At 63.9% G+C, this 20581-nt stretch carries 19 protein-coding genes, 1 tRNA gene, 1 pseudogene and 1 riboswitch; of the genes and pseudogenes, 10 read left to right on the top strand and 11 right to left on the bottom strand.

Annotation, left to right across the window (positions count from 1 at the left end):
• Positions 1–73: 73 nt before the first annotated feature.
• A complete protein-coding gene (locus P9273_RS02515) occupies positions 74–505 on the bottom strand; it encodes a hypothetical protein (RefSeq protein ID WP_040994524.1) in 432 nt (143 codons plus the stop codon).
• A 111-nt stretch (positions 506–616) separates the two neighbouring features.
• Between P9273_RS02515 and P9273_RS02510 the strand changes: the two genes are divergently transcribed.
• Together P9273_RS02510 and P9273_RS02505 are read left to right on the top strand one after the other, a co-directional pair.
• A complete protein-coding gene (locus P9273_RS02510; protein WP_040994151.1) occupies positions 617–964 on the top strand; it encodes a DUF952 domain-containing protein in 348 nt (115 codons plus the stop codon).
• Positions 961–2040: a quinone-dependent dihydroorotate dehydrogenase gene (locus P9273_RS02505; RefSeq protein WP_278047466.1), complete on the top strand. Its 1080-nt coding sequence runs from the start codon at positions 961–963 to the stop codon at positions 2038–2040. The genes P9273_RS02510 and P9273_RS02505 overlap by 4 nt, the downstream gene beginning before the upstream one ends.
• Here P9273_RS02505 and P9273_RS02500 read toward each other — a convergent pair.
• On the bottom strand, positions 2033–3367 hold the full coding sequence (locus tag P9273_RS02500; protein ID WP_278047465.1) for an MATE family efflux transporter: 1335 nt from the start codon (positions 3365–3367) through the stop codon (positions 2033–2035). The two genes, P9273_RS02505 and P9273_RS02500, sit on opposite strands and share 8 nt — an antisense overlap.
• Positions 3368–3493: 126 nt before the next feature.
• Here P9273_RS02500 and P9273_RS02495 point away from each other — a divergent pair, with 126 nt between their 5' ends.
• Positions 3494–4396, top strand: coding sequence for a histone deacetylase family protein (locus tag P9273_RS02495; protein WP_278047464.1), 903 nt, complete (start codon positions 3494–3496; stop codon positions 4394–4396).
• Between the two features lie 11 nt (positions 4397–4407).
• Here the strand turns inward: P9273_RS02495 and P9273_RS02490 are convergent, their stop codons facing one another.
• The 3 genes from P9273_RS02490 to P9273_RS02480 form a co-directional block, all read right to left on the bottom strand.
• Positions 4408–4677 (bottom strand): DUF6460 domain-containing protein, encoded by a 270-nt coding sequence (locus P9273_RS02490; protein ID WP_278047463.1) that lies wholly within the window; start codon positions 4675–4677, stop codon positions 4408–4410.
• Positions 4678–4901: 224 nt separating this feature from the next.
• Positions 4902–5684, bottom strand: coding sequence for a hypothetical protein (locus P9273_RS02485; RefSeq protein WP_278047462.1), 783 nt, complete (start codon positions 5682–5684; stop codon positions 4902–4904).
• Positions 5681–5920: a hypothetical protein gene (locus P9273_RS02480; protein ID WP_278047461.1), complete on the bottom strand. Its 240-nt coding sequence runs from the start codon at positions 5918–5920 to the stop codon at positions 5681–5683. The genes P9273_RS02485 and P9273_RS02480 overlap by 4 nt, the downstream gene beginning before the upstream one ends.
• Before the next feature lie 198 nt (positions 5921–6118).
• On the opposite strand from P9273_RS02480, the gene P9273_RS02475 reads away from it, so the two are divergent.
• Positions 6119–6192 (top strand) — tRNA-Gly (locus P9273_RS02475).
• 690 nt (positions 6193–6882) lie between these two features.
• Here the strand turns inward: P9273_RS02475 and P9273_RS02470 are convergent.
• Positions 6883–7872, bottom strand: coding sequence for a LysR family transcriptional regulator (locus tag P9273_RS02470; protein ID WP_040994136.1), 990 nt, complete (start codon positions 7870–7872; stop codon positions 6883–6885).
• A gap of 292 nt (positions 7873–8164) precedes the next feature.
• On the opposite strand from P9273_RS02470, the gene chvE reads away from it, so the two are divergent.
• The 4 genes from chvE to araD1 all read left to right on the top strand — a co-directional run bounded on the left by chvE (position 8165) and on the right by araD1 (position 13434).
• Complete coding sequence (chvE, locus tag P9273_RS02465; RefSeq protein ID WP_278047460.1) at positions 8165–9235, top strand: multiple monosaccharide ABC transporter substrate-binding protein; 1071 nt, start codon at positions 8165–8167, stop codon at positions 9233–9235.
• A gap of 177 nt (positions 9236–9412) precedes the next feature.
• Positions 9413–10948 (top strand): multiple monosaccharide ABC transporter ATP-binding protein, encoded by a 1536-nt coding sequence (mmsA, locus tag P9273_RS02460; RefSeq protein ID WP_278047459.1) that lies wholly within the window; start codon positions 9413–9415, stop codon positions 10946–10948.
• Complete coding sequence (mmsB, locus tag P9273_RS02455; RefSeq protein ID WP_040994130.1) at positions 10945–12237, top strand: multiple monosaccharide ABC transporter permease; 1293 nt, start codon at positions 10945–10947, stop codon at positions 12235–12237. The genes mmsA and mmsB overlap by 4 nt, the downstream gene beginning before the upstream one ends.
• A 201-nt stretch (positions 12238–12438) precedes the next feature.
• A complete protein-coding gene (araD1, locus tag P9273_RS02450) occupies positions 12439–13434 on the top strand; it encodes an AraD1 family protein (RefSeq protein ID WP_040994128.1) in 996 nt (331 codons plus the stop codon).
• Positions 13435–13561: 127 nt separating this feature from the next.
• Here araD1 and P9273_RS02445 read toward each other — a convergent pair.
• A pseudogene (locus P9273_RS02445) lies at positions 13562–13847 on the bottom strand (GIY-YIG nuclease family protein).
• A 184-nt stretch (positions 13848–14031) separates the two neighbouring features.
• The gene (locus tag P9273_RS02440; protein ID WP_278047458.1) at positions 14032–15126 is read right to left on the bottom strand and encodes a 2'-deoxycytidine 5'-triphosphate deaminase; all 1095 of its coding nucleotides are present in this window, start codon (positions 15124–15126) and stop codon (positions 14032–14034) included.
• 116 nt (positions 15127–15242) lie between these two features.
• Positions 15243–15320: riboswitch (SAM riboswitch) on the top strand.
• A gap of 56 nt (positions 15321–15376) precedes the next feature.
• On the opposite strand from P9273_RS02440, the gene P9273_RS02435 reads away from it, so the two are divergent.
• Positions 15377–16567, top strand: coding sequence for an O-succinylhomoserine sulfhydrylase (locus P9273_RS02435; protein ID WP_278047457.1), 1191 nt, complete (start codon positions 15377–15379; stop codon positions 16565–16567).
• A 43-nt stretch (positions 16568–16610) separates the two neighbouring features.
• Here P9273_RS02435 and P9273_RS02430 read toward each other — a convergent pair whose 3' ends face one another.
• The gene (locus P9273_RS02430) at positions 16611–17753 is read right to left on the bottom strand and encodes a ceramide glucosyltransferase (RefSeq protein WP_278047456.1); all 1143 of its coding nucleotides are present in this window, start codon (positions 17751–17753) and stop codon (positions 16611–16613) included.
• 319 nt (positions 17754–18072) lie between these two features.
• On the opposite strand from P9273_RS02430, the gene apaG reads away from it, so the two are divergent.
• Positions 18073–18465 (top strand): Co2+/Mg2+ efflux protein ApaG, encoded by a 393-nt coding sequence (apaG, locus tag P9273_RS02425; RefSeq protein WP_040994117.1) that lies wholly within the window; start codon positions 18073–18075, stop codon positions 18463–18465.
• A gap of 45 nt (positions 18466–18510) precedes the next feature.
• Here apaG and P9273_RS02420 read toward each other — a convergent pair whose 3' ends face one another.
• Together P9273_RS02420 and argF are read right to left on the bottom strand one after the other, a co-directional pair.
• A complete protein-coding gene (locus P9273_RS02420; protein ID WP_278047455.1) occupies positions 18511–19542 on the bottom strand; it encodes an Hsp33 family molecular chaperone in 1032 nt (343 codons plus the stop codon).
• 123 nt (positions 19543–19665) lie between these two features.
• Positions 19666–20577 carry an ornithine carbamoyltransferase gene (argF, locus tag P9273_RS02415; RefSeq protein WP_278047454.1) on the bottom strand — a complete coding sequence of 304 codons (912 nt, stop codon included), beginning with the start codon at positions 20575–20577 and terminating at the stop codon, positions 19666–19668.
• Positions 20578–20581: the final 4 nt, after the last annotated feature.

Below are 20581 nucleotides of genomic sequence, written 5' to 3'. Positions count from 1 at the left end.
AACGGTTGGGCTCCTGTTTTGCGCAATTCCGGGCGGAAGCCGCTATGCACTTTTCCTGGAATTGCTCGCCGGTTCAGGTCTTCTGGTTCAGCTTACCGCCGTCACCGTCCTCTTTGTCCATGTCCTTGACGATATCCTTGAAGGTCCGGAAGAACCGCTCCATGTAGCCCATCGCCTTGTCGAAGTCCTCTTCGCTGGGCAGCTGCGATTCCAGCCGGGCCGACAGTGAGTTCTCGAGCTTGGCGACGCGCGCGTCGAGCGCCTTGACCGAATTGTCCAGCCGGTCGATCTCGTCCTGATAGGCAGCGCGCTCGTCGGCCGCCATCTTGCAGATAAGCTGGCCGGTGCGCTCCTCGCAGATCGACATGGCGCCGGTCCTGGTGTCCATGCGGACATAGCCGTTGGCCGACTTCTCCAAACGGTAGTGGTCGGTCTCCTCGGAATAGGCGGAAGCGGCAACCAGCGAGCAAAGCGCCGCGGGGATCAGGATGTGCTGCAGACGCATATCGTCCTCCATGAGCCAGTGAAGGCGGGCTATCACAGGTTTGCGCCGGAAATGGGGAAGAGTCGAGCTTCAAGCCTTTCCCGCACCTTCGGTTCGGATTATAGCGCGACAATGTCTCAAATTATCTACAAGATCGCGCCTGAGGCGCTGTGGCGCGAAGCCGAAAAGAACGGGCGCTTCACCGGCGCGCCGATCGATATCGCCGACGGTTTCATCCATTTCTCCACCGCCGGCCAGGTTCGCGAGACGGCGGCCAAGCATTTCGCCGGGCAGACGGACCTGCTGCTGATCGCGATCGACGGGGCCAAGCTGGGCGACGCACTGAAATACGAGGTGTCGCGCGGCGGCGCCCTGTTCCCGCATCTCTATGCTCCGCTCGAGCTCGACGCCGTTCTCTGGGTGAAGCCGCTGCCGCTTGGCGCCAGCGGTCACGACTTCCCGTCGCTGGAGGGCGAATGAGGGTGCTCGACCGGATCGGCCAGAAGCTGCTTTTCTCCTTCGATCCGGAAACCGCGCATGGCATGTCGATCGCGGCGCTGCGCTGCGGGCTGCCTGTGGGCGCGGGCGCGCCGCGCGATCCGCGGCTCACGATCAGCCGCTGCGGCCTCGACTTCCCGAACCCGCTCGGCATGGCGGCCGGCTACGACAAGAACGCCGAAGTGCCGGACGCGCTGCTTGGGCTTGGCTTCGGCTTCGCCGAGGTCGGCACCATCACGCCGCTGCCGCAACCGGGCAATCCGAAGCCGCGCATCTTCCGGCTGACGGCGGACGAGGCGGTGATCAACCGGCTGGGCTTCAACAATGAGGGCCATGCGGCGGCCGAAAAGCGGCTTGCAGCGCGCAAGGGGCGGCCGGGTATCGTCGGCGTCAACATCGGGGCCAACAAGGACAGTGCCGACCGGATCGCCGACTATGAGCGCGGCGTCGCCCGCTTCGCTCCCTATGCGAGTTATCTGACCGTCAACATCTCCTCGCCCAACACGCCGGGCCTGCGCAACATGCAGGCGCGCGAGCAGCTCGGCGAATTGCTGTCACGGGTGATGGCTGAGCGCGCCGCGGCTCCGGCCCAGCCGCCCGTCTTCCTCAAGATCGCGCCGGACCTCGTCGAGGCGGAGCTGGAAGACATCGCCGCCGAGATCGCCGAGAAAAAGATCGACGGCGTCATCGTCTCCAACACGACCCTGGCGCGGACCGGATTGCAGAGCTCGGGATCGGTCAATGAAACGGGCGGCCTTTCGGGCAAGCCGCTGTTTGAGCGTTCGACCGCGGTGCTCGCCCGCATGCGGAAGCTGCTCGGCCCGAAGATAGCGATCATCGGCGTCGGCGGCGTCGACTCCACCGAGACGGCGCTGGAGAAAATCCGTGCCGGCGCGGATCTCGTCCAGCTTTACACCGGCATGATCTATGCCGGGCCGGCGCTGCCCGGGCGCATCGTCGCAGGCATGGCGCGCATTGTGGAGAAGGAGCGGGTTGGGTCGATCCGCGATCTGCGCGATTCCGCTTGTGAGCGCTGGGCTGCAAAGCCGATCAGCTGAACGCCGTCCGCACCCTGAGCCTCAGCACCGCAAGCAAGCTCACTCCCCGCACCAGCAGGAAGACATGCAGCGCCGCCCACAGGCCGCTGTTGCCGAAGGCCGGCGCAAGCGCGATGAGCGCGGCGCTGAAGGCGAGGAACGACAAGAGCATCATGTTGCGCATGTCGCGCGACCAGGTGGCGCCGATGAAGACGCCGTCCATCTGGAAGGCGAGCACGCCGCTCAGCGCCGTGAAGGCGGCCCAGGGCAGATAAATGTCGGCGACCGCTCGGACTTCCGGCGAGGTCGTCACCAGCGCCACCAGACTGGTGCCGGCGGTCAGAAGGACAAGCGTGGCGATACCGGCAAGGCCAAAGCCCCAGATCAGTGTCAGTCGCACGGCCTGCCGGAAAGGAGCCGGCGCATGCGCGCCGATGGCGCGGCCGGCCAACTGCTCGGCGGCGGTGGCGAAGCCATCGAGGAAGTAGCCGGCGATCAGGAAGAAATTCATCAGCACGGCGTTGGCGGCAAGCGTCACCGTGCCGAACTGCGCGCCTTGCCTGGTGAACAGCGCGAAGGCGGCAAGCAGCGAGAAGGAGCGGATCATGATGTCGCGGTTGAGCGACAGCATGCGCCGGTAGGCCGGCAGGTCGAGGATGCGCCGGCGCGACGGCCGCTCCAGCTTGCGGAAGCGGCTGAGCACGATGGCAAGGCCGAGCATCATGGCCAGGAACTCGCCCGTAACCGTTGCCCAGGCGACACCGGCAACGCCCCAGCCGAGCTCCAGGCCGAGCAGGAAGCAGAGCGCGATGTTGATGCCGTTGAGCACCGCCTGAAGCATCAGGCCGAGCCCGCCTTCGCCGCGCCCAAGCACGTAGCCCAGTATGGCGTAGTTGATCAGCGAGAAGGGCGCGGCGAGCAGCCTGATGCGGATATAGACCGACATCGCGGCGCTGACGCGCGGCTCGGCGCCCATGAACCATTGGCCGGCGACGGCAAAGAGCGGAGCAAGTGCCGCAAGCACGACGCCCGCGACGACCGCGATCAGCACGGCGCGCCACAGCACCGCCTGCTCTTCCAGCGCATCGCCGCGCCCGAAGGCCTGGGCGACGAGGCCGGTGGTGCCCGAACGCAGGAAGTTGAAGGTGGTGAAGACGACGTCGAAGACCAGCGATCCCGCTGCCAGGCCGCCGAGCAGGGCTGCGTCGCCGAACTGGCCGACCACCGCCGTGTCGACGATGCCGAGCAGCGGCGTCGTCAAATAGGCAAGCGTCATCGGCACGGCGATCGCCAGCACCGAACGGTTGGTGACGACGAAAGACCTGGCGTTGGCTTGAGTCGCATCCAAGGGATTGCTGCCTGGCTGATTGCGGCTTGATCGAGCGCCCGATGTGCCCCAGTTTGCGGGCCGTGCGCAACCACCATCCGCCAAACTGCCAACCGAATTTCCGGGTTGGCGCAGACCTGTCTATCCATGCCGCTGCAGATTGTGCATCACCCCGACTATGACGCCGGCTTCGCCGTCAACCATCGCTTTCCGATGAGCAAATATCCGCTTTTGATGGAAGCCTTGCGCATACGAGGGCTGGCCGTGCCCGGCGCGCTTTCGATGCCGGAGCCGGCACCAGCTGCACGGCTGAAGCTCGCGCACGCGGCCGACTATGTCGACCAGGTGATCGCCTGCCAGGTGCCGGAGAAAATAGAGCGCGAGATCGGCTTTCCCATCGGTCCACGCGTGTCGCTCAGGGCGCAACTCGCCACCGCCGGCACCGTGCTTGCCGCCAGACTGGCACGGAAACACGGCATTGCCTGCAATGCGGCGGGCGGCAGCCATCATGCCAGGCGCGCGCAAGGCGCCGGCTTCTGCACTTTCAACGATGTCGCCGTCGCCGCGCTGGCGCTGCTGGCGGAAGGCGCCGCCGAAAACATTCTGGTCGTTGACCTCGACGTGCATCAGGGCGATGGCACCGCCGACATCTTGAAGGACGAGCCGCGCGCCTTCACCTTTTCCATGCATGGCGAACGCAACTACCCGCTGCGCAAGATCGCCTCCGACCTCGACGTCGCCCTGCCGGACGGGACAGGCGACGACGCCTATCTCGAGCGGCTCGCCGCCATCCTGCCGCAACTCTCCGGGCAAAGGCGTTGGGACATCGTCTTCTACAATGCCGGCGTGGATGTGCATGCCGAGGACAGGCTCGGCCGGCTGGCGCTGACCGACGATGGCCTCGCCGCCCGCGAAGATATGGTCATCGGCCACTTCCGCAAGCGCGGCGTGCCGTTGTGCGGCGTCATCGGCGGCGGCTACTCGACCGACGTGCCGGCGCTGGCCGCACGCCACGCCATATTGTTCGAGGTGGCGTCGCGATATGCGTGATCCTGGCCCCGCTACTTCCTGTAGCTGGCGATCCGAAGCAGGATGAATGCCGGCACGACGATCGCGGCACCGAGCAGGATATAGCCCAGGAAGCGGTCTATGGCGTGGAAGCCGAGGTTCCACAGATCGACGAAGAACTGGCGGATGCCGTAGAGGACGTCCATCGGCGACCAGCCGAAGGCATGCATGACGAGGCCGACGAGGAAGGAGACCACGAGCAGCTTCAGGAACACCCTGAGGGGCGTGTCGCCAAGAAAGCGCGTCAGTGCGGACAAGGCCATTCTCCGGTTCCAGCCGCCCGATTCGGCGGCGCGGCATCAGAGATACGCACTCGGCTGCCTCGCATCAAGCTGACGACATGTGAGAGAGGGCTAGTGCGTTTCACCGTTCCACGGAAGCGGCGAAGCGCACTATCTCTTTGTTTTTACGCAATTCCGGATCGAAGGCGACGGCGATGCCGCCGAGCCCAACCGCTCACACTTTTCCTGGAATTGCTCGAGCGCCTTCAGCGGCCGGCAAGCCGGAAAGCTCCAGCAATTGGCTGAGCGGAGAACCAGCGGGAACGGGGCTGCCGCCGATCCGCTCCTTGAGCGAGTTGTCGAAGAGATGGATGCAGAGCGTGCGCGAGGTCACGATGTCCGCGAGCGAGAGGCCGGGGTCGAGCAACAGCGATACCTGGCCGTAGTGGACCGGATAGAAGACGTCGATGCTCGACGCGTGACCGATGACGCCGGTCTTGCCGGCAAAGACAGGGCCCGAGCATACCCCATCCATAGTGCGAGATATCGATCGGCAGGCCTATCGCCTTGCGCCAACGGTAGCGTCGGCGCTTGCGCTCGCAGAGCCACGGGGCGATGAAATAGGGATCGTCCACCATCTTCAGCGCCTCGCGCAGCATGTCGCTGTCAGCGGGCAATTTCAGCACGGCGCCGTTGAGCTCGATGTCGGTCTGGTAGCCGAAGATGTAATCGACTTGCGGGATCGGCTTCAGGCAGTAGACGTCGCAGTCGACATAGAGGCCCATCCCGGCCTCAAGAATTTTCAACCGGTAGAGGTTGGAGAACAATGAAGGACTGCCGTTGGATCGATAGGTGATGATGCGTTCCCTCGGCATCAATCGCGAGGCGTCGAAAATCTCGACGCCCTTGGGCACATTGCCCGGAACATCATAGCAGTGAAGAAGCACCCGGTGCCCGGCGAGCAGGAATGACCGCAGGCAGGCAGCATGGATTTCGCCAAGCGCGTCGCCGACCCAAAGGGCATTTACGACGGGTTCCATCGGTGTCATGCGGCACGCCCGGCCAGGATCGCGCCGTCCAGCCCGCTGATCGGCCTGGCTTCCCAGCCGATCGGCCGCGCAAAAGCCGTGCCGACGCCCGGATGGATCGCTTTTTCGGAAGGATGAGTATCGGAATAGAGATAGATGATCCGCAAAACGATGCCCCAGACCGCTGCTGCCGCGAGCACCGATGCCTGACAGGCAGCGTCCTCGCCGCAAGCGAAACCCCGACATTTTGTATTCATGTCGAGAGGTTCGGGCAATGCCGCTCATGCTCTCGTCAAGACAGCGACAGGCTTGGTCCGCGGCATGGATGACGCCCGGCTCCGAGAGGAGGCCGGTTGCTCTTACGCAACTCCGGACGGAAGGCTTCGGCGAAGCCGCCGACCCCAATCGCTTTGCCGATTGCTTGAGGCGGCGCCATCATGGTAACGAGGGCGCGCGCGGGTATGATGTAATGGTAGCCTGTCAGCTTCCCAAGCTGAACGCGCGGGTTCGATTCCCGCTACCCGCTCCAGTTCGCGTAAACGTCCAAGCCCTAATTCGACATGCTTCCGTTCACGTGGGCGGCATACTGGGCGCCCGGGTGAAACTCTAAGCCGCTTGAACTACAGCTTGTGGCTGTCGTGCCAGTCGCGAACGTATAAAGAAAGCGGCGAACACACGGCAGCGGATAAGTGCCAGGGATGGGTCTTGCATGATCGTGCAAGACCCATCCCCTCGAGGCTAATTGCGCGACTGAACTACAGCCAGAAGCCGACCCATACGCGCTCACGCCAGCAGCGGCGGCGCCAGCGGCCATGACGCCAGACGCGTCGGCACACTCTTCTCCAGACGCGCCGGCGACGGCGGCGGCGGTGGCGCCGGCGCCAGCGCCAGTCATCATAGTAACCATCCTGAACGAGTTCCGTTTCGGCTGGATCGCTACCCTCGAAAACCGCGTTGTCTGGCTTGTCGAGCTCGTCCAGAATTCCGTTGCCGGCGGGAATCCCGGCGACTGCCTTGCTGGGTCCGGCCAAGCTCGCAAGCGCCGCCGTCCCCGCAACGCCAAGCATTCCAGTCAGAAACAATCGACGTTCCATCAAAACCTCCCGAGCTGTTGAGCATCGGCAGCTCTTCCCTCACCCGCAACGGACTCCAGCGAGCGACCGATCGGTTTGAACGTACAAGTAGCATTCTCGTTCCATTACCCCACTTCCTCGTTCCATCAGCCCACTTCGCGCAGGATGAAGTCGTGCAGCATTTTGGCTGCGGGCGAGAGAACGCGATTCTTGACCGTGATCAGGCTGTAGGGCCGGACTTCGATATCGAACTCGGTCTGGACGACGTCGATGGCGCCGGCCAGCCCGTCGCCACCTTGAATGAACTTGGCAACCTGGATCGAGACCGGCGCGATGGCATCGGACTGCGCCACCATCACCAGGGTGAGCAGCAGCGAGGAGGTGTTGAGGATGCGGTCGGGGAGCGGAATGTCGCGGTTCAAAAAGTTGCTTTCCATTGCCTGGCGCAGCGGCGAGCCGCCGGACTGGAAAACCCAGTCATAGGCTGCCGTGTCTTCCAGCTTCACCGTCTTGCCACTCGCCAGAGGATGGCCGCGACGCACGATGAGGCAGGCCTTCTCGACGCCGATGACGCGCGATTCGAAGAGCCGCGGATTGAGGTCGTCGGGGATGCGGGCGATGATGAAATCGTGGCGCGAGGCGATCAGCTCGCGGGCGAGCACGTTCGAGGTCTCGACCTGCATGGTGATCTCGATGCGCGGGTAGATGCGGCGGATCTCGCGGATCGCCGGCACCGCCAATTCGATCGCCGGCGCCGTCACCGCGCCGAGGAACACCGAGCCGCCCTTGCCGGCCTTGAGCTCGGAAATCTCGCGGTCGGCCTCGCGCATTTCGAGCAGGATCGAGCGGGCACGACGGGCGAGCGCGAGGCCGTAAGGGGTCAGCGTCACGCCGCGTGGCAGCCGCTCGCACAACTTCACGTCGAGCACCGCCTCCATTTCGGCGATCATGCGCGAGGCGGCCGGCTGGGAGATGTTCATGACCTGGGCGGCGGCGCTCACCCGTCCGTGATCGTCCAGCGCGGTGATCATGCGCATGTGGCGAAGGCTGAGGCCGCTGCGCAGCAGCGTCTCGCCATCTCCCGGCAGTTTCCCGTAACCCGCTGATATCGCATCAGGATCGCGCAATGCCGCCATGGGTCGAAGCCTCTCCGCCGGGTTTCTATCTGCCGTTTAAGCCATACCAGTTTCGATATAGCAACCAGCAAAGATCGCATTTGACAGTTATGTCAAAGGAACCCACCCTTCGTGCGTTCCGAGGCGCAGGGGTCGGCAACGAGCAAATTCGTATCGATTGAAACTGCGTCGCGGAGCCGATTGGGAGGATACCGGAGATCGATAAAGCCGACAGTGGCGCGCCAGCGCACCTGCTCGACTGCGCGGCCCGCGAAGCCCCGAGTGTCGCGTCCATCAACCAGGGAGAGTAATCGTGAAGATCATCAAGACGCTGGCCGCCGTGGCGGCCCTTGGCATTGCCGCCATGACCTATTCGGCGCACGCAGCAGACAAGGGTCTCGTCGGCGTGCTGATGCCGACCAAGACCTCGCAGCGCTGGATCAACGACGGCGACGCCGTCAAGTCCCAGCTCGAGAAGCTCGGCTACACGGTCGACCTGCAATATGCGCAGGACGATATCCCGAACCAGCTCAGCCAGCTGGAAAACGAAATCACCAAAGGCCCGAAGGCGCTGATCATCGCTTCGATCGACGGCACCACCATGGCCGACGCGTTGCAGAAGGCCAATGATGCCGGCGTCGTCGTCATCGCCTATGACCGCCTGATCAAGAAGACCCCGAATGTCGACTACTACACCACCTTCGACAATTTCGGCGTCGGCGTTATCCAGGCGAATTCGCTGGTCAAGGGCCTCAAGGAGCGCTTCCCGAACACCAAGCCGTGGAACGTCGAGCTGTTCGGCGGCTCGCCCGACGACAACAACGCCTTCTTCTTCTACAACGGCGCCATGTCGGTCCTGCAGCCGCTGATCGACAACGGTTCGATCAAGATCAAGTCCGGCCAGATGGGCATGGACAAGGTCGGCACGCTGCGCTGGCTCGCCGCCACCGCCCAGGCGCGCATGGACAACCTGCTTTCGGCCAACTACTCCGACGGCAGCCGCGTCGATGGCGTCCTGTCGCCCTATGACGGCCTGTCGCGCGGCATCACCGCCTCGCTGCGCGCCGTCGGTTACGGCACCGATGCCCAGCCCTGGCCGATCGTGACCGGCCAGGACGCCGAGACCGCCTCGGTCAAGCTGATCATCTCGGGCGAGCAGTATTCGACGGTGTTCAAGGACACCCGCGAGTTGGCCAAGTCGACCGTGGAGCTGGTCGACAAGGTGCTCTCCGGCGGCAAGCCTGAGGGCCTCGACACCAAGACCTACAACAACGACGTCAAGGTCGTTCCCTCGATCCTCCTGACGCCGGTTGAGGTCGACAAGTCGAACTATCAGAAGCTGGTCGTCGACTCCGGCTACATCAAGGCCGACGAGCTGAAGTAATCCAGCCTCACAGGAAGGGGTCCTGCGCGACCGCAGGACCCCTTTTCGTTCAGAAACGACCCCGGTATGTTTTTGCCGGCTTCTGTGGCCTCACGCGCCGCAGTATGTTGATTTCGCGCATGAGCCCTTCCGGAACCGGAGCCGGTTCTGGAGCATGCGCCCAGGGAGCAGATCCTGATGGCCTCGACGATTTTGGAGATGCGCGACATCACCAAGACGTTCCCCGGCGTGAAGGCGTTGTCGAACGTCAACCTCAGCGTCGAGGAAGGGGAGATCCACGCCGTCGTCGGCGAGAACGGCGCCGGCAAGTCTACACTGATGAAGGTGCTGTCGGGCGTCTATCCATCCGGCACCTATGATGGCCAGATCATCTTCCGCGGCCAGGAATGCAACTTCAAGGGCATTCACGACAGCGAGCATATCGGCATCGTCATCATCCACCAGGAGCTTGCCCTGGTGCCGATGCTGTCGATCACGGAAAACATCTTTCTCGGCAACGAGCATGCCAGCTACGGCGTCATCGACTGGGACGCCAACGAGACGCGGACGGCCGCCCTGCTCAAGAAGGTCGGGCTCAACGAGGATCCCAAGACGCTGATAACCAATATCGGCGTCGGCAAGCAGCAGCTGGTCGAGATCGCCAAGGCGCTGAGCAAGGAAGTGAAGCTCCTGATCCTCGACGAGCCGACGGCTTCGCTCAGCGAGAAGGACAGCCAGGCGTTGCTCGACCTCCTGCTCGAGTTCAAACGCCAGGGCATGACCTCGATCCTGATCTCGCACAAGCTCAACGAAGTGAGCCGTGTCGCCGACCAGGTGACGGTGATCCGCGACGGGCGCACCATCGAGACCTTGCCCAGGAAGGACATCTCGGAAGACCGCATCATCACCTCGATGGTCGGCCGCTCGCTCGACGATCGCTATCCGCCGCGCGAGCCGCAGATCGGCGAGGTCATCTTCGAAGTGAAGGACTGGTCGGTCTACCATCCGATCCATGCCGAACGGCAGGTGATCAAGAACGTCAATCTCAATGTGCGCAAGGGCGAGGTGGTGGGCATTGCCGGGCTGATGGGCGCCGGCCGCACCGAATTCGCGATGAGCCTGTTCGGCCGCTCCTATGGCCGGCACATCACCGGCGAGGTGCTGCTCAGGGGCAAGCCGCTCGACCTCTCGTCGGTTAGCAAGGCGGTGGAGAACCGCATCGCCTATGTCACCGAGGACCGCAAGACCTACGGCCTCAACCTGATCGACCACATCAAGCACAATGTGACCTTGGCCAATCTCTCCGGCGTTTCCAGCCGCGGCGTCATCGACGACATGCGCGAGATGAGCGTCGCGAACGACTACCGCAAGAAGACGAATATCCGGGCCTCCAGCGTCTACCAGCTGACCGGCAATCTTTCGGGCGGAAACCAACAGAAGGTGGTGCTGTCGAAATGGCTGTTCGCCGATCCGGAAGTTTTGATCCTCGACGAGCCGACGCGCGGCATTGACGTCGGCGCCAAGTACGAAATCTATACGATCATCGCGCGCCTCGCCGCCGAGGGCAAAGCGATCATCGTCATCTCGTCGGAAATGCCCGAACTGCTCGGCATCACCGACCGCATCTATGTCATGAACGAAGGACGCATCGTCGGCGAGATGGCGGCAAGCGACGCCAGCCAGGAAAAAATCATGCGCGCCATCGTTCGGGGAGAAGGAAAAAAAGCATCATGAGCACAGAAAGCGCTCCCGCGCCGCAGAGCGGCGTCGCCGAAGACGTCAAGCAGGGACAGCGCATCGCCGTCTCGGCGCTGACGACGAACCTGCGCGAATACGGCCTGATCATCGCGCTGATCGTCATCATGCTGTTCTTCCAGTACACGACGTCGGGAACGCTGTTCAAACCGGTCAACCTCTCGAACCTGGTGCAGCAGAACTCGTTCATCATCGTGATGGCGCTCGGCATGCTCTTGGTGATCGTCGCCGGCTATATCGATCTCAGCGTGGGATCGGTGGCAGGCTTCATCGGCGCGCTTGCGGCGATGATGATGGTGATCTGGCCGCTCGGCATATTCTCGAATCCGCTGGTGGTGTCGATCGTGTGCCTGATCGTGGGCGCGCTGATCGGCGCGGCGCAAGGCTACTGGATCGCCTATCACCGGATACCGAGCTTCATCGTGACGCTTGCCGGCATGCTGATCTTCCGCGGCATCTGCCAGGCGCTGCTTGGCGGCGGTTCCTCGGTCGGGCCGCTGCCGGACAGCTTCAAGGCGCTGAGCTCGGGCTTCATCCCGGACGTCATCGGTCCGCTGACGCTGATTCCGCCGACGGTCAACGCCGCAGGCAAGACCATCGTCGGCAGCGGCTTGACGCTGCACATGACGACGATCGTGCTCGGCCTGATCGCGGTGCTCGCCTACGCCTATTTCGGCTTCAGGACGCGGCGCAAGCGCGAGCGTCATGGCTATGAGGCGGAGCCCTTCCCGCTGTTCGTGATCAAGACGCTGGTCGGCAGCGCGCTGGCGCTGTTCCTGGTCTTCCAGTTCGCCAGCTACAGGGGCCTGCCGGTCGTATTGCTGGTGATGGGCGTGCTGATCTCGCTGTTCGTCTTCGTCACCAAGCGCATGACCATCGGCCGCCGCATCTATGCGATGGGCGGCAACGCCAAGGCCGCGCAGCTCTCGGGCATCAACACCGAAAGGCTGACGCTGCTCGTCTTCATCAATATGGGCGTGCTCTCGGCGCTGGGCGGCCTGATCATCGCCGCGCGCCTTGGCCAGGCCGTGCCGGCCGCCGGTCTGGGCAGCGAGCTCGACGTCATCGCGGCCGTCTTCATCGGCGGCGCCTCGGCGATGGGCGGCGTCGGCCAGGTGATCGGCGCCGTGGTCGGCGGCTTCATCATGGGCGTGATGAATAACGGCATGTCGATCATGGGCGTCAATGTCGACTGGCAGCAGGTGGTCAAGGGCCTGGTGCTGCTCGGCGCCGTCATCTTCGACGTCTACAACAAGAACAAGGCTTAAGGGCCGGAACAAAGTTCAGGAGGCATACGGGTTCCAGATCGCGAAGCTGCCGACAGCCCGTCGGCATGAAGAAGTCCCGACAAGGACCGGGCTCGCGAGCGCAATCCGGACGAAGAATTTCAACCGTGGCGTGGATCGCTCCACGCCGCGCCGGGTAAGGCTCGCCCGCAGGCAGCCGATAGAAATGAGAGAGGATTGAACATGCTGATCTCCCAGATCCTCGACGACGCCGAGACGATCCGCGTCGTCGCCCGCAATGGCGGCGGCAAGACCAGGGTCATCAACGGCGCGCGCAGCGTCTACTCGCTGGCCATGGAGGCCGCGCGCACCGGCACCGGGCTCGAAGCGCTGATCGAGCGCAAGGGCTATGGCGAGACGATCGATCTCGATGCCGTCTATAAGAGGGGCAGGCTGGTCTCGCCGATCAACCATCCGGACCCGGCGCATCTGCATCTCACCGGCACGGGGCTGACGCATCTCGGCTCCGCGGCGACGCGCGATTCCATGCACAAGAAGCTCAGCGAGGGCGGCGAGGAGGAACTTACCGATTCCATGAAGATGTTCCGCATGGGGCTCGAAGGCGGCAAGCCCGCCAAGGGCCAGGTCGGCGTGCAGCCGGAATGGTTCTACAAGGGCAACGGCACGATGGCGGTGGCGCCCGGCGCGCCGCTGATGTCGCCAGCCTTCGCGCAGGACGGCGGCGAGGAGCCGGAGATCGCCGGCATCTATGTCATCGGCGACGACGGCGCGCCGTTCCGCGTCGGCTTCACGCTGTCCAACGAGTTTTCCGACCACGTGACGGAGCGGGTGAACTATCTGTTCCTCGCCCATTCCAAGCTGCGCAACGCCTCGTTCGGCCCCGAGATACTGATCGGCGACCTGCCGGCCGATATACGCGGCGCGTCGCGCATTTGGCGCGACGGCAAGCTGCTCTGGGAAAAGCCGTTCCTGTCGGGGGAGGCGAACATGTCGCACACCATCGCCAATCTCGAGCACCACCATTTCAAATATTCGGCCTTCCGCCAGCCGGGCGACGTGCATGTGCACATGTTCGGCACCGCGACGCTCTCCTTCGCCGACGGCGTCCGGACGGAGGCGGGCGACACGTTCGAGATCGAGGCGCCGGATTTCGGCCTGCCGCTGCGCAATCCGCTGGAGATCGAAAAGCCGGTGACGGTGGCGGTCAAGGCGCTGTAGGAATGGCCGAGGGGTGTATCGCAGCCGTCTCCCTTCGTCATTCTAGGGCGGAGCAAGGAGCGAAGCGACGCGCGCAGACCCTAGAATCCATGCCGTGACGCCCGAGCACCGCAGCGGCGCAGAACGATCACCAGCCAATTCCGCGAAAGAGCTCGAACCATTCCGGGTTGGCTTTCTCGATGAGCTCGACCTTCCATCGGCGTGGCCAACGCTTCAATGATGTCTCACGCTGAATGGCATCGGCGATGTCGAAGTATTCCTCGTACCAGACCAGACGCTGTACGCCGTAGCGGCTGGTGAAGCTGGAGCCTTGGCCAGTCTTGTGCTCGGGCATGCGACGAGCAAGGTCATTGGTGACACCGATATAGATCGTGCCGCCTTTCTGGCTCGCGGTCATGTACGTAGCCGGTCATCTAGTGATCTTAGCTGGTGCAGTTATCGGCGGCTATTCTGGACCGCTGCATTCTACGGCAAATGCCACGGCATGGATTCTAGGGTCTGCGCGCGTCGCTTCGCTCCTTGCTCCGCCCTAGAATGACGAAGGGATGGGACGGCATCCGTTTGCGCCTGTCCTTCCGGACATCGCTCCCTTGGACCTCACCGCGCTGCCCTGAAATGCTTGGAGAGCTTGAGGCCCTGCGCCTGGTAGTTCGAGCCGAGATCGGTGCCGTAAAGCGCCTGCGGACGCTTCAGCATGTGCTCGTAGACGAGGCGGCCGACGATCTGGCCGTGGTCGAGGATGAAAGGCACCTCGTGGCTGCGCACTTCGAGCACGGCGCGGCTGCCGCTGCCGCCGGCGGCGGAATGGCCGAAGCCCGGATCGAAGAAGCCGGCATAGTGGACGCGGAACTCGCCGACCAGCGGATCGAAGGGCGTCATCTCGGCGGCGTAGAGCGGCGGTACATGCACAGCCTCGCGGCTGACAAGGATGTAGAATTCGTCCGGATCGAGAACCAGCTCGCCCGCACCGCTCTTGTAGATCGGCTCCCAGAAATCGACAACATCCTGCGCGGCGCGCTTGTCGACGTCGACAAGGCCGGTGTGGTGCTTGCCGCGATAGCCGACAAGGCCGTCCTTGTCGCCGTCAAGGTCGATGGAGAGCGCGATGCCGCCGCCGGAAATGTTGGGCGGCTCGGTGGCGACCAGCATCTCGGCGCGATGCAGGTCGCGCAACTCGCTCTCCGAGAGCACCGCATTGCCGGTGCGGAAACGGATCTGCGACAGCCGCGAGCCGGCCCGCACGACGATCGGGAAGGTGCGCGGGCTGACCTCGAGATAGAGCGGCCCCTGATAGCCGGCGGCGATCTTGTCGAACTCGTGGCCGCGGTCGGTCATGACGCGCGTGAAAATATCCAGCCGCCCGGTCGAGCTCTTGGGATTGGCCGAGGCCGAAACGTTCGCCGGCAGCGCCAGGCTTTCGAGCAGCGGCACGATATAGACGCAGCCGGTTTCCAGCACCGCGCCCCGGGTGAGGTCGATCTCGTGCAGCTTCAGCCGCTCGAGCTTGTCGGCGACCAGATGGTCGGGACCCGGCAGGAAGGACGCGCGCACGCGATAGGCTTTGTCGCCGAGCCTCAGATCGAGGCTCGCCGGCTGGATCTGGTCGGTATCGAGCGCGCGCGGCGACTTCAGCGCGTTGGCCTCGAACAGCGCCGCGATATCCTGATCCGGAAGAATGCCTGTCTGCCGCAAAGGCTGGCTCCGTTCACAAGGCCGGGCGAGGACCTGAGCAGGCTCTTGCCGCCCGGCTGGTACAACCCTCTTAATGAAGCCGGCAATTGACGCAAGCGCGGCAGGGGTCTAAAGGGTCGTTATCCCGTGGTGATTTGGCCGGTCGGCTTGCAGCCACGTTAAACAAGTCGCTAAAGGACCGTCGAGCCGCAAGGCTATATGGACCGGTTGCGACTTCGCGGCCGGTTTTTTTGTGTCTGGAAGCAAGGCTATGAGCACCAAGAAGCGCAATTGGAAACCTCAGACGGCACTCGTGCATGGCGGAACGCTGCGTTCGCAATATGGCGAGACCGCCGAGGCGATGTACCTTACCCAGGGCTATGTCTACGAGACGGCCCAGGCGGCGGAAGCCCGCTTCAAGGGCGAGGAGCCGGGCTTCATCTATTCGCGCTACGCCAACCCGACCGTCGACATGTTCGAGAAGCGCATGTGCGCGCTGGAAGGCGCCGAGGATGCCCGCGCCACCGCCTCCGGCATGGCCGCCGTTTCCGCCGCCCTGCTCTGCAGCGTCAAGGCCGGCGACCACATCGTCGCGGCGCGCGCGCTGTTCGGTTCCTGCCGCTGGGTGGTGGAGACGCTGGCGCCGCGCTACGGCATCCAGGCGACGCTCATCGACGGCACCGACATCGCCAATTGGGAAAAGGCGGTAAGGCCGAACACCAAGCTGTTCTTCCTCGAAAGCCCGACCAATCCGACGTTGGAGGTGGTCGACATTGCCGCGGTCGCCAAGCTCGCCAATTCGATCGGCGCGCGCGTCATCGTCGACAATGTCTTCGCCACGCCGCTGCAGCAGAAGCCCTTGCAGCTCGGCGCCCATGTCGTCGTCTATTCGGCGACCAAGCATATAGACGGCCAGGGCCGCTGCCTCGGCGGCGTCATCCTTTCGGACAAGAAGTGGATCGACGAGAACCTGCACGACTATTTCCGCCACACCGGCCCAAGCCTCTCGCCCTTCAACGCCTGGACGCTGCTCAAAGGCCTGGAGACATTGCCGCTGCGCGTGCGTCAGCAGACCGAGAGCGCCGGCAAGATAGCCGATTTCCTCGCCGGCCGACCGGAGATCGCCCGCGTCATCTATCCGGGCCGCGCCGATCATCCGCAGGCGGATGTCGTGAAGAAGCAGATGTCCGGCGGCTCGACATTGATCTGCCTCGACATCAAGGGCGGCAAGCAGGCGGCCTTCGCCTTCCAGAACGCGCTCGACATCGTGCTGATCTCGAACAATCTCGGCGACGCCAAGAGCCTGATCACCCACCCGGCGACGACGACGCACAAGAACCTCAGCGACGACGCGCGGGCCGAACTCGGCATAGGACCGGGTACACTCCGGCTTTCCGTCGGCCTGGAGGACACCGACGATCTGCTGGAGGACATCGAGCAGGCGCTGAGGGCGGCCAAGTAAGAAGCAAGCTGCAAATTGGACAGGAGAACGCGTCAGCCCTGGCTCACGCGATCTCCTCCAGCTCGGTTATCGCCTTGCTGTGGATGGTCATGGCGTTGCCGCGCCACTCGACCGCGCCGCCGAGCCAGCCGCGCGCCCAGATGGCGGGAAGCATGACGTCGCGCACGATCATCGCGGTGATGCTGCGCGGCGACAGGTACCAGCCCTTGGACCGGGCGAGCAGACATTCCGGCACATAGGCGACCGCCAGCACGCAAAGCGCCGTGGCAGGCAGGCCGACGCCGGCGCTTGCCGCCGCGATCAGCGCGAAAATCAGCGGCACGACCGCGCCGGTCAGAATCTCGGGCGCGAAGAAAAGCGGGAAGGTGACGCGACGCAGCCGCGCCCAGCGCGCTTGCCGCGACCAGATTTCGGCGAAGGTGCGCTGGCCCAGCGGCTGCTCGAAGGGCGAGGCGACGAGACGGACGTGAAGGCCAAGTCCATTGACCAGTTTGGTGGCCGCCGCATCCTCGGCGATCTCGGCGGCCAAAGCCTGGATGCCGCCGTTTGCATCGAGCATCGGCTTGTTCCACAACATGCTCTTGCCCTGGGCGAAGCCGAGGCCGAGCACCTCGCCGGCATACTGCCAGCGCGCCTGCAGCGTGTTGAGGAAGGCGCACTCGACTTCAGCCCAAAAACCGTCCGGCCGTGAACCGATCGGCGTCGAGCAGACGAGGCCGGTATCCGGCCGCCAGGCCGCGACCAGATGCTGGACATAGTCCTTGGGCATCAGCACGTTGGAATCGGCGAGGATCACCCAGTCGTGCCGCGCCGCCTGCCAGCCCTTGACGCAGTTGTTGAGCTTGGGATTGGCGCTGATGCGGTCGTCGCCGATCAGGAGCCGCGCCGGAACCTTGGGATGGCGCGCGATCGCCGCATCGATGAGCCTCACTACCGGGTCCTCGGCATGCGCGACGCAGAAGATCAGCTCATAGCGAGGCCAGTCGAGCGAGAAGGCGCGCTGCAGGGTCTCCTGGGTGAACGGCTCGACGCCACGAGAAGGAACGATGATCGAGACCGGTTGCGCGCCGTCGGGCGGCGCAATGACATGCCGCCTTTTCAGCCGCGACGAGGCGAGCAGGATGCTGGCGAGGTTGGAGAGGAGAAGGGCTGAGGAAGCCAGGCCGGCTGCGATAGTCAGTTCCATCGAGATCTGGTCACTCCCGATAGGGCGTTTCACCGTTTGTGGGAAACGGCGACCTGCTCTATCTCTTTGTTTTCAAGCAATTCCAGACGGAAAACCGCTCACAGTTTTCCCGGAATTGCTCTAGGCCGCACGCGGCGGTTTCATCAGTCGACAGAGCGCCCGAGTCGCCCGGCACCGTTTGTGCACACCAACATTGTCATGTGTCACTTAAATGACATTGTTTTTCGGCACGTGCGCTACAAGGCTGGAAGGATGGTCGGCGCTGCGCGTCCAACAGCGAAGCGCGACGAATGTTCCGCGGCGGCAACCGGAGTGGCCCATGTATCGCGCAGTGACGCGCAACATCGAAGTGCTGGTCAGGCCCTTCTATCTGGAGGACCGCTCCGATCCGTCCCAGAACCGCTATGTGTGGGGCTATCAGGTGACGATCGACAACCGCTCCGACGAATTCGTGCAGCTTTTATCGCGCTATTGGCACATCACGGACGGCCAGGGCCGGGTCGAGGAGGTCCGCGGCGCCGGCGTCGTCGGCGATCAGCCGGAACTCAATCCGGGCGACAGCTATCAATACACTTCAGGCTGCCCGCTCTCGACGCCGTCGGGCATCATGGTCGGCCACTACACGATGCGCAACGGCCGGGGCGAGACGTTCGATATCGCCATTCCGGCTTTCTCGCTCGACATGCCGGGAACGAAGAGGACGGTGAATTAGGCGATTGGCTCCCTCTCCCCGTGAAACGGGGAGAAGGAGGAGGCGTTAGTCCGCCGCAAATTCGGCCGGGTCGAAGTCGTATTGCGTCGAGCAGAACTCACAGGCGACATGGATGCCGCCGTCCTCGGTCGACTCCTTGATCTCCTCGGCCGAAAAGCCTTCGAGGATGCCGCGGATCTTGTCGCGTGAGCAGGAGCACTGATCGGCGACCGGCACACTGCTGAAAACCCGCACGCCATGCTCATGGAACAGCCGATAAAGCAGCCGCTCGGCGCCCACCGTCGGGTCGATCAGCTCGGTCGGCTCGATGGTGCCCAGCAGCGCCAGCAATTCCTGCCAGGAATTGTCGGCCGGATGGTCCGTCACCTCGCGGTCGTCGCCGTCGCCGCCCGAAATGTCGGGGATGCGCATGCGCTCCGGCGCCTGCGGCAGGAACTGCGCCAGGATGCCGCCGGCGCGCCACTGCTCGCGCGCGCCGGCGGGTCCGGGCGTCACCAGCTTGGCGACCGACATCTTGATGTCGGTCGGGATCTGCTCCGACTGGCGGAAATAGGTGCGCGCGGCGTCCTCCAGCGAGGTGCCGTCGAGCTGGACGATGCCCTGGTAGCGCTGCATATGCGCGCCCTGGTCGATGGTCAGAGCCAGCACGCCGTTGCCAAGCAGCGCCTGCTGCGAGGTCTCGCCGGCGTCGGTCAGCGCCTGCAGCCGGTCGGCATCGAAGCGCGCATAGGCGCGCAGCGCATGCGGCGTGGTGAAATCGGCCACAAGCATGTCGACCGGACCGTCGGTCCGGGTCTGCAGGATAAACTTGCCCTCGAACTTCAGCGAGGTGCCGAGCAGCACGGTGAGCACGCAGGCTTCCGCCAGCAGGCGGGCGACGGGCTCAGGATAATTGTGGCGGCTCAAGATAGCGTCGAGCATCGGCCCGAGCTGCACGGTGCGGCCGCGCACATCGAGCGGCGCGACCTCGTAGGGCACGACATGATCATCGCCGGCGAAGCCGAATTCACCGAGTTGGGGTTTATGCTCAGCCAAGGTCTGGGTTTCCAACATGACAAAACTCCGGGGCGCAGCCATGCCGCCCTGTGAGCCGCATGCGTCGAAGCGCGTTCAATTTACGTGATGGCCCGCAAATAGGCATCACATATCCCCAGATCAAGTTGACCCCGATCGGACCGGAAGCGGTCAGGTCCGTCCTTCTCAAGCGCCCAAGCACCAGGCCAGCACCGCCTTCTGGGCGTGCAGCCGATTCTCGGCCTCGTCGAACACCACCGAATGCGGCCCGTCGATCACCTCGTCTGTGACCTCCTCGCCGCGATGCGCCGGCAGGCAGTGCATGAACAACGCATCGGGCTTAGCCTTTGCCATCAGCGCCGCATTGACCTGATAGGGCAGGAAGACGTTGTGACCGCGGGCGCGATGTTCCTGGCCCATCGAGACCCAGCTGTCGGTGACGACGCAATCGGCCTGGTCGACGGCTTCCTCGGCGGACTTGGCAAACCGGACCTTGCCTCCATTGGCTTTCGACCAGTCGACATATTTCTCGAAAGGTTCGCTGCCCTCCGGCACCGCGACATTGAGGTTGAAGCGGAACCGCGCCGAGGCTTCGAGCAGCGAATGCAGCACATTGTTGCCGTCGCCGGTCCAGGCGAAGGTCTTGCCGGCCACCGGGCCGCGATGCTGCTCATAGGTCATGATGTCGGCCATGAGCTGGCAGGGATGCGTGTCGTCGGTCAGCCCGTTTATGACCGGAACGGTGGCGTTCTCGGTGAGCTCCAGCAGCCGGTCATGCGAGGTGGTGCGGATCATGATGGCATCGACATAGCGCGACAGCACTTTCGCCGTGTCGGCGATGGTCTCCGAACGGCCGAGCTGCATCTCCGTGCCGGTCAGCATGATGGTCTCGCCGCCAAGCTGGCGCATACCGACATCGAAGGACACGCGCGTGCGCGTCGACGGCTTGTCGAAGATCATGGCCAGCACCTTGCCATCGAGCGGTTTTGAACGCTCGCCCGCCTTGAGCCTGGTCTTTCGCGCCACCGCGTCGTCCAGCATGATGCGCAGGTCCCCCGCGGAAACGGCGGATAGATCGGTGAAGTGGCGGACACTCATCGGC

The sequence above is a fragment of the Mesorhizobium sp. WSM4935 genome (genome assembly GCF_029625735.1).
Taxonomy (GTDB): Bacteria; Pseudomonadota; Alphaproteobacteria; order Rhizobiales; family Rhizobiaceae; genus Mesorhizobium.
This window is presented reverse-complemented; position numbering and strand designations above follow the sequence as displayed.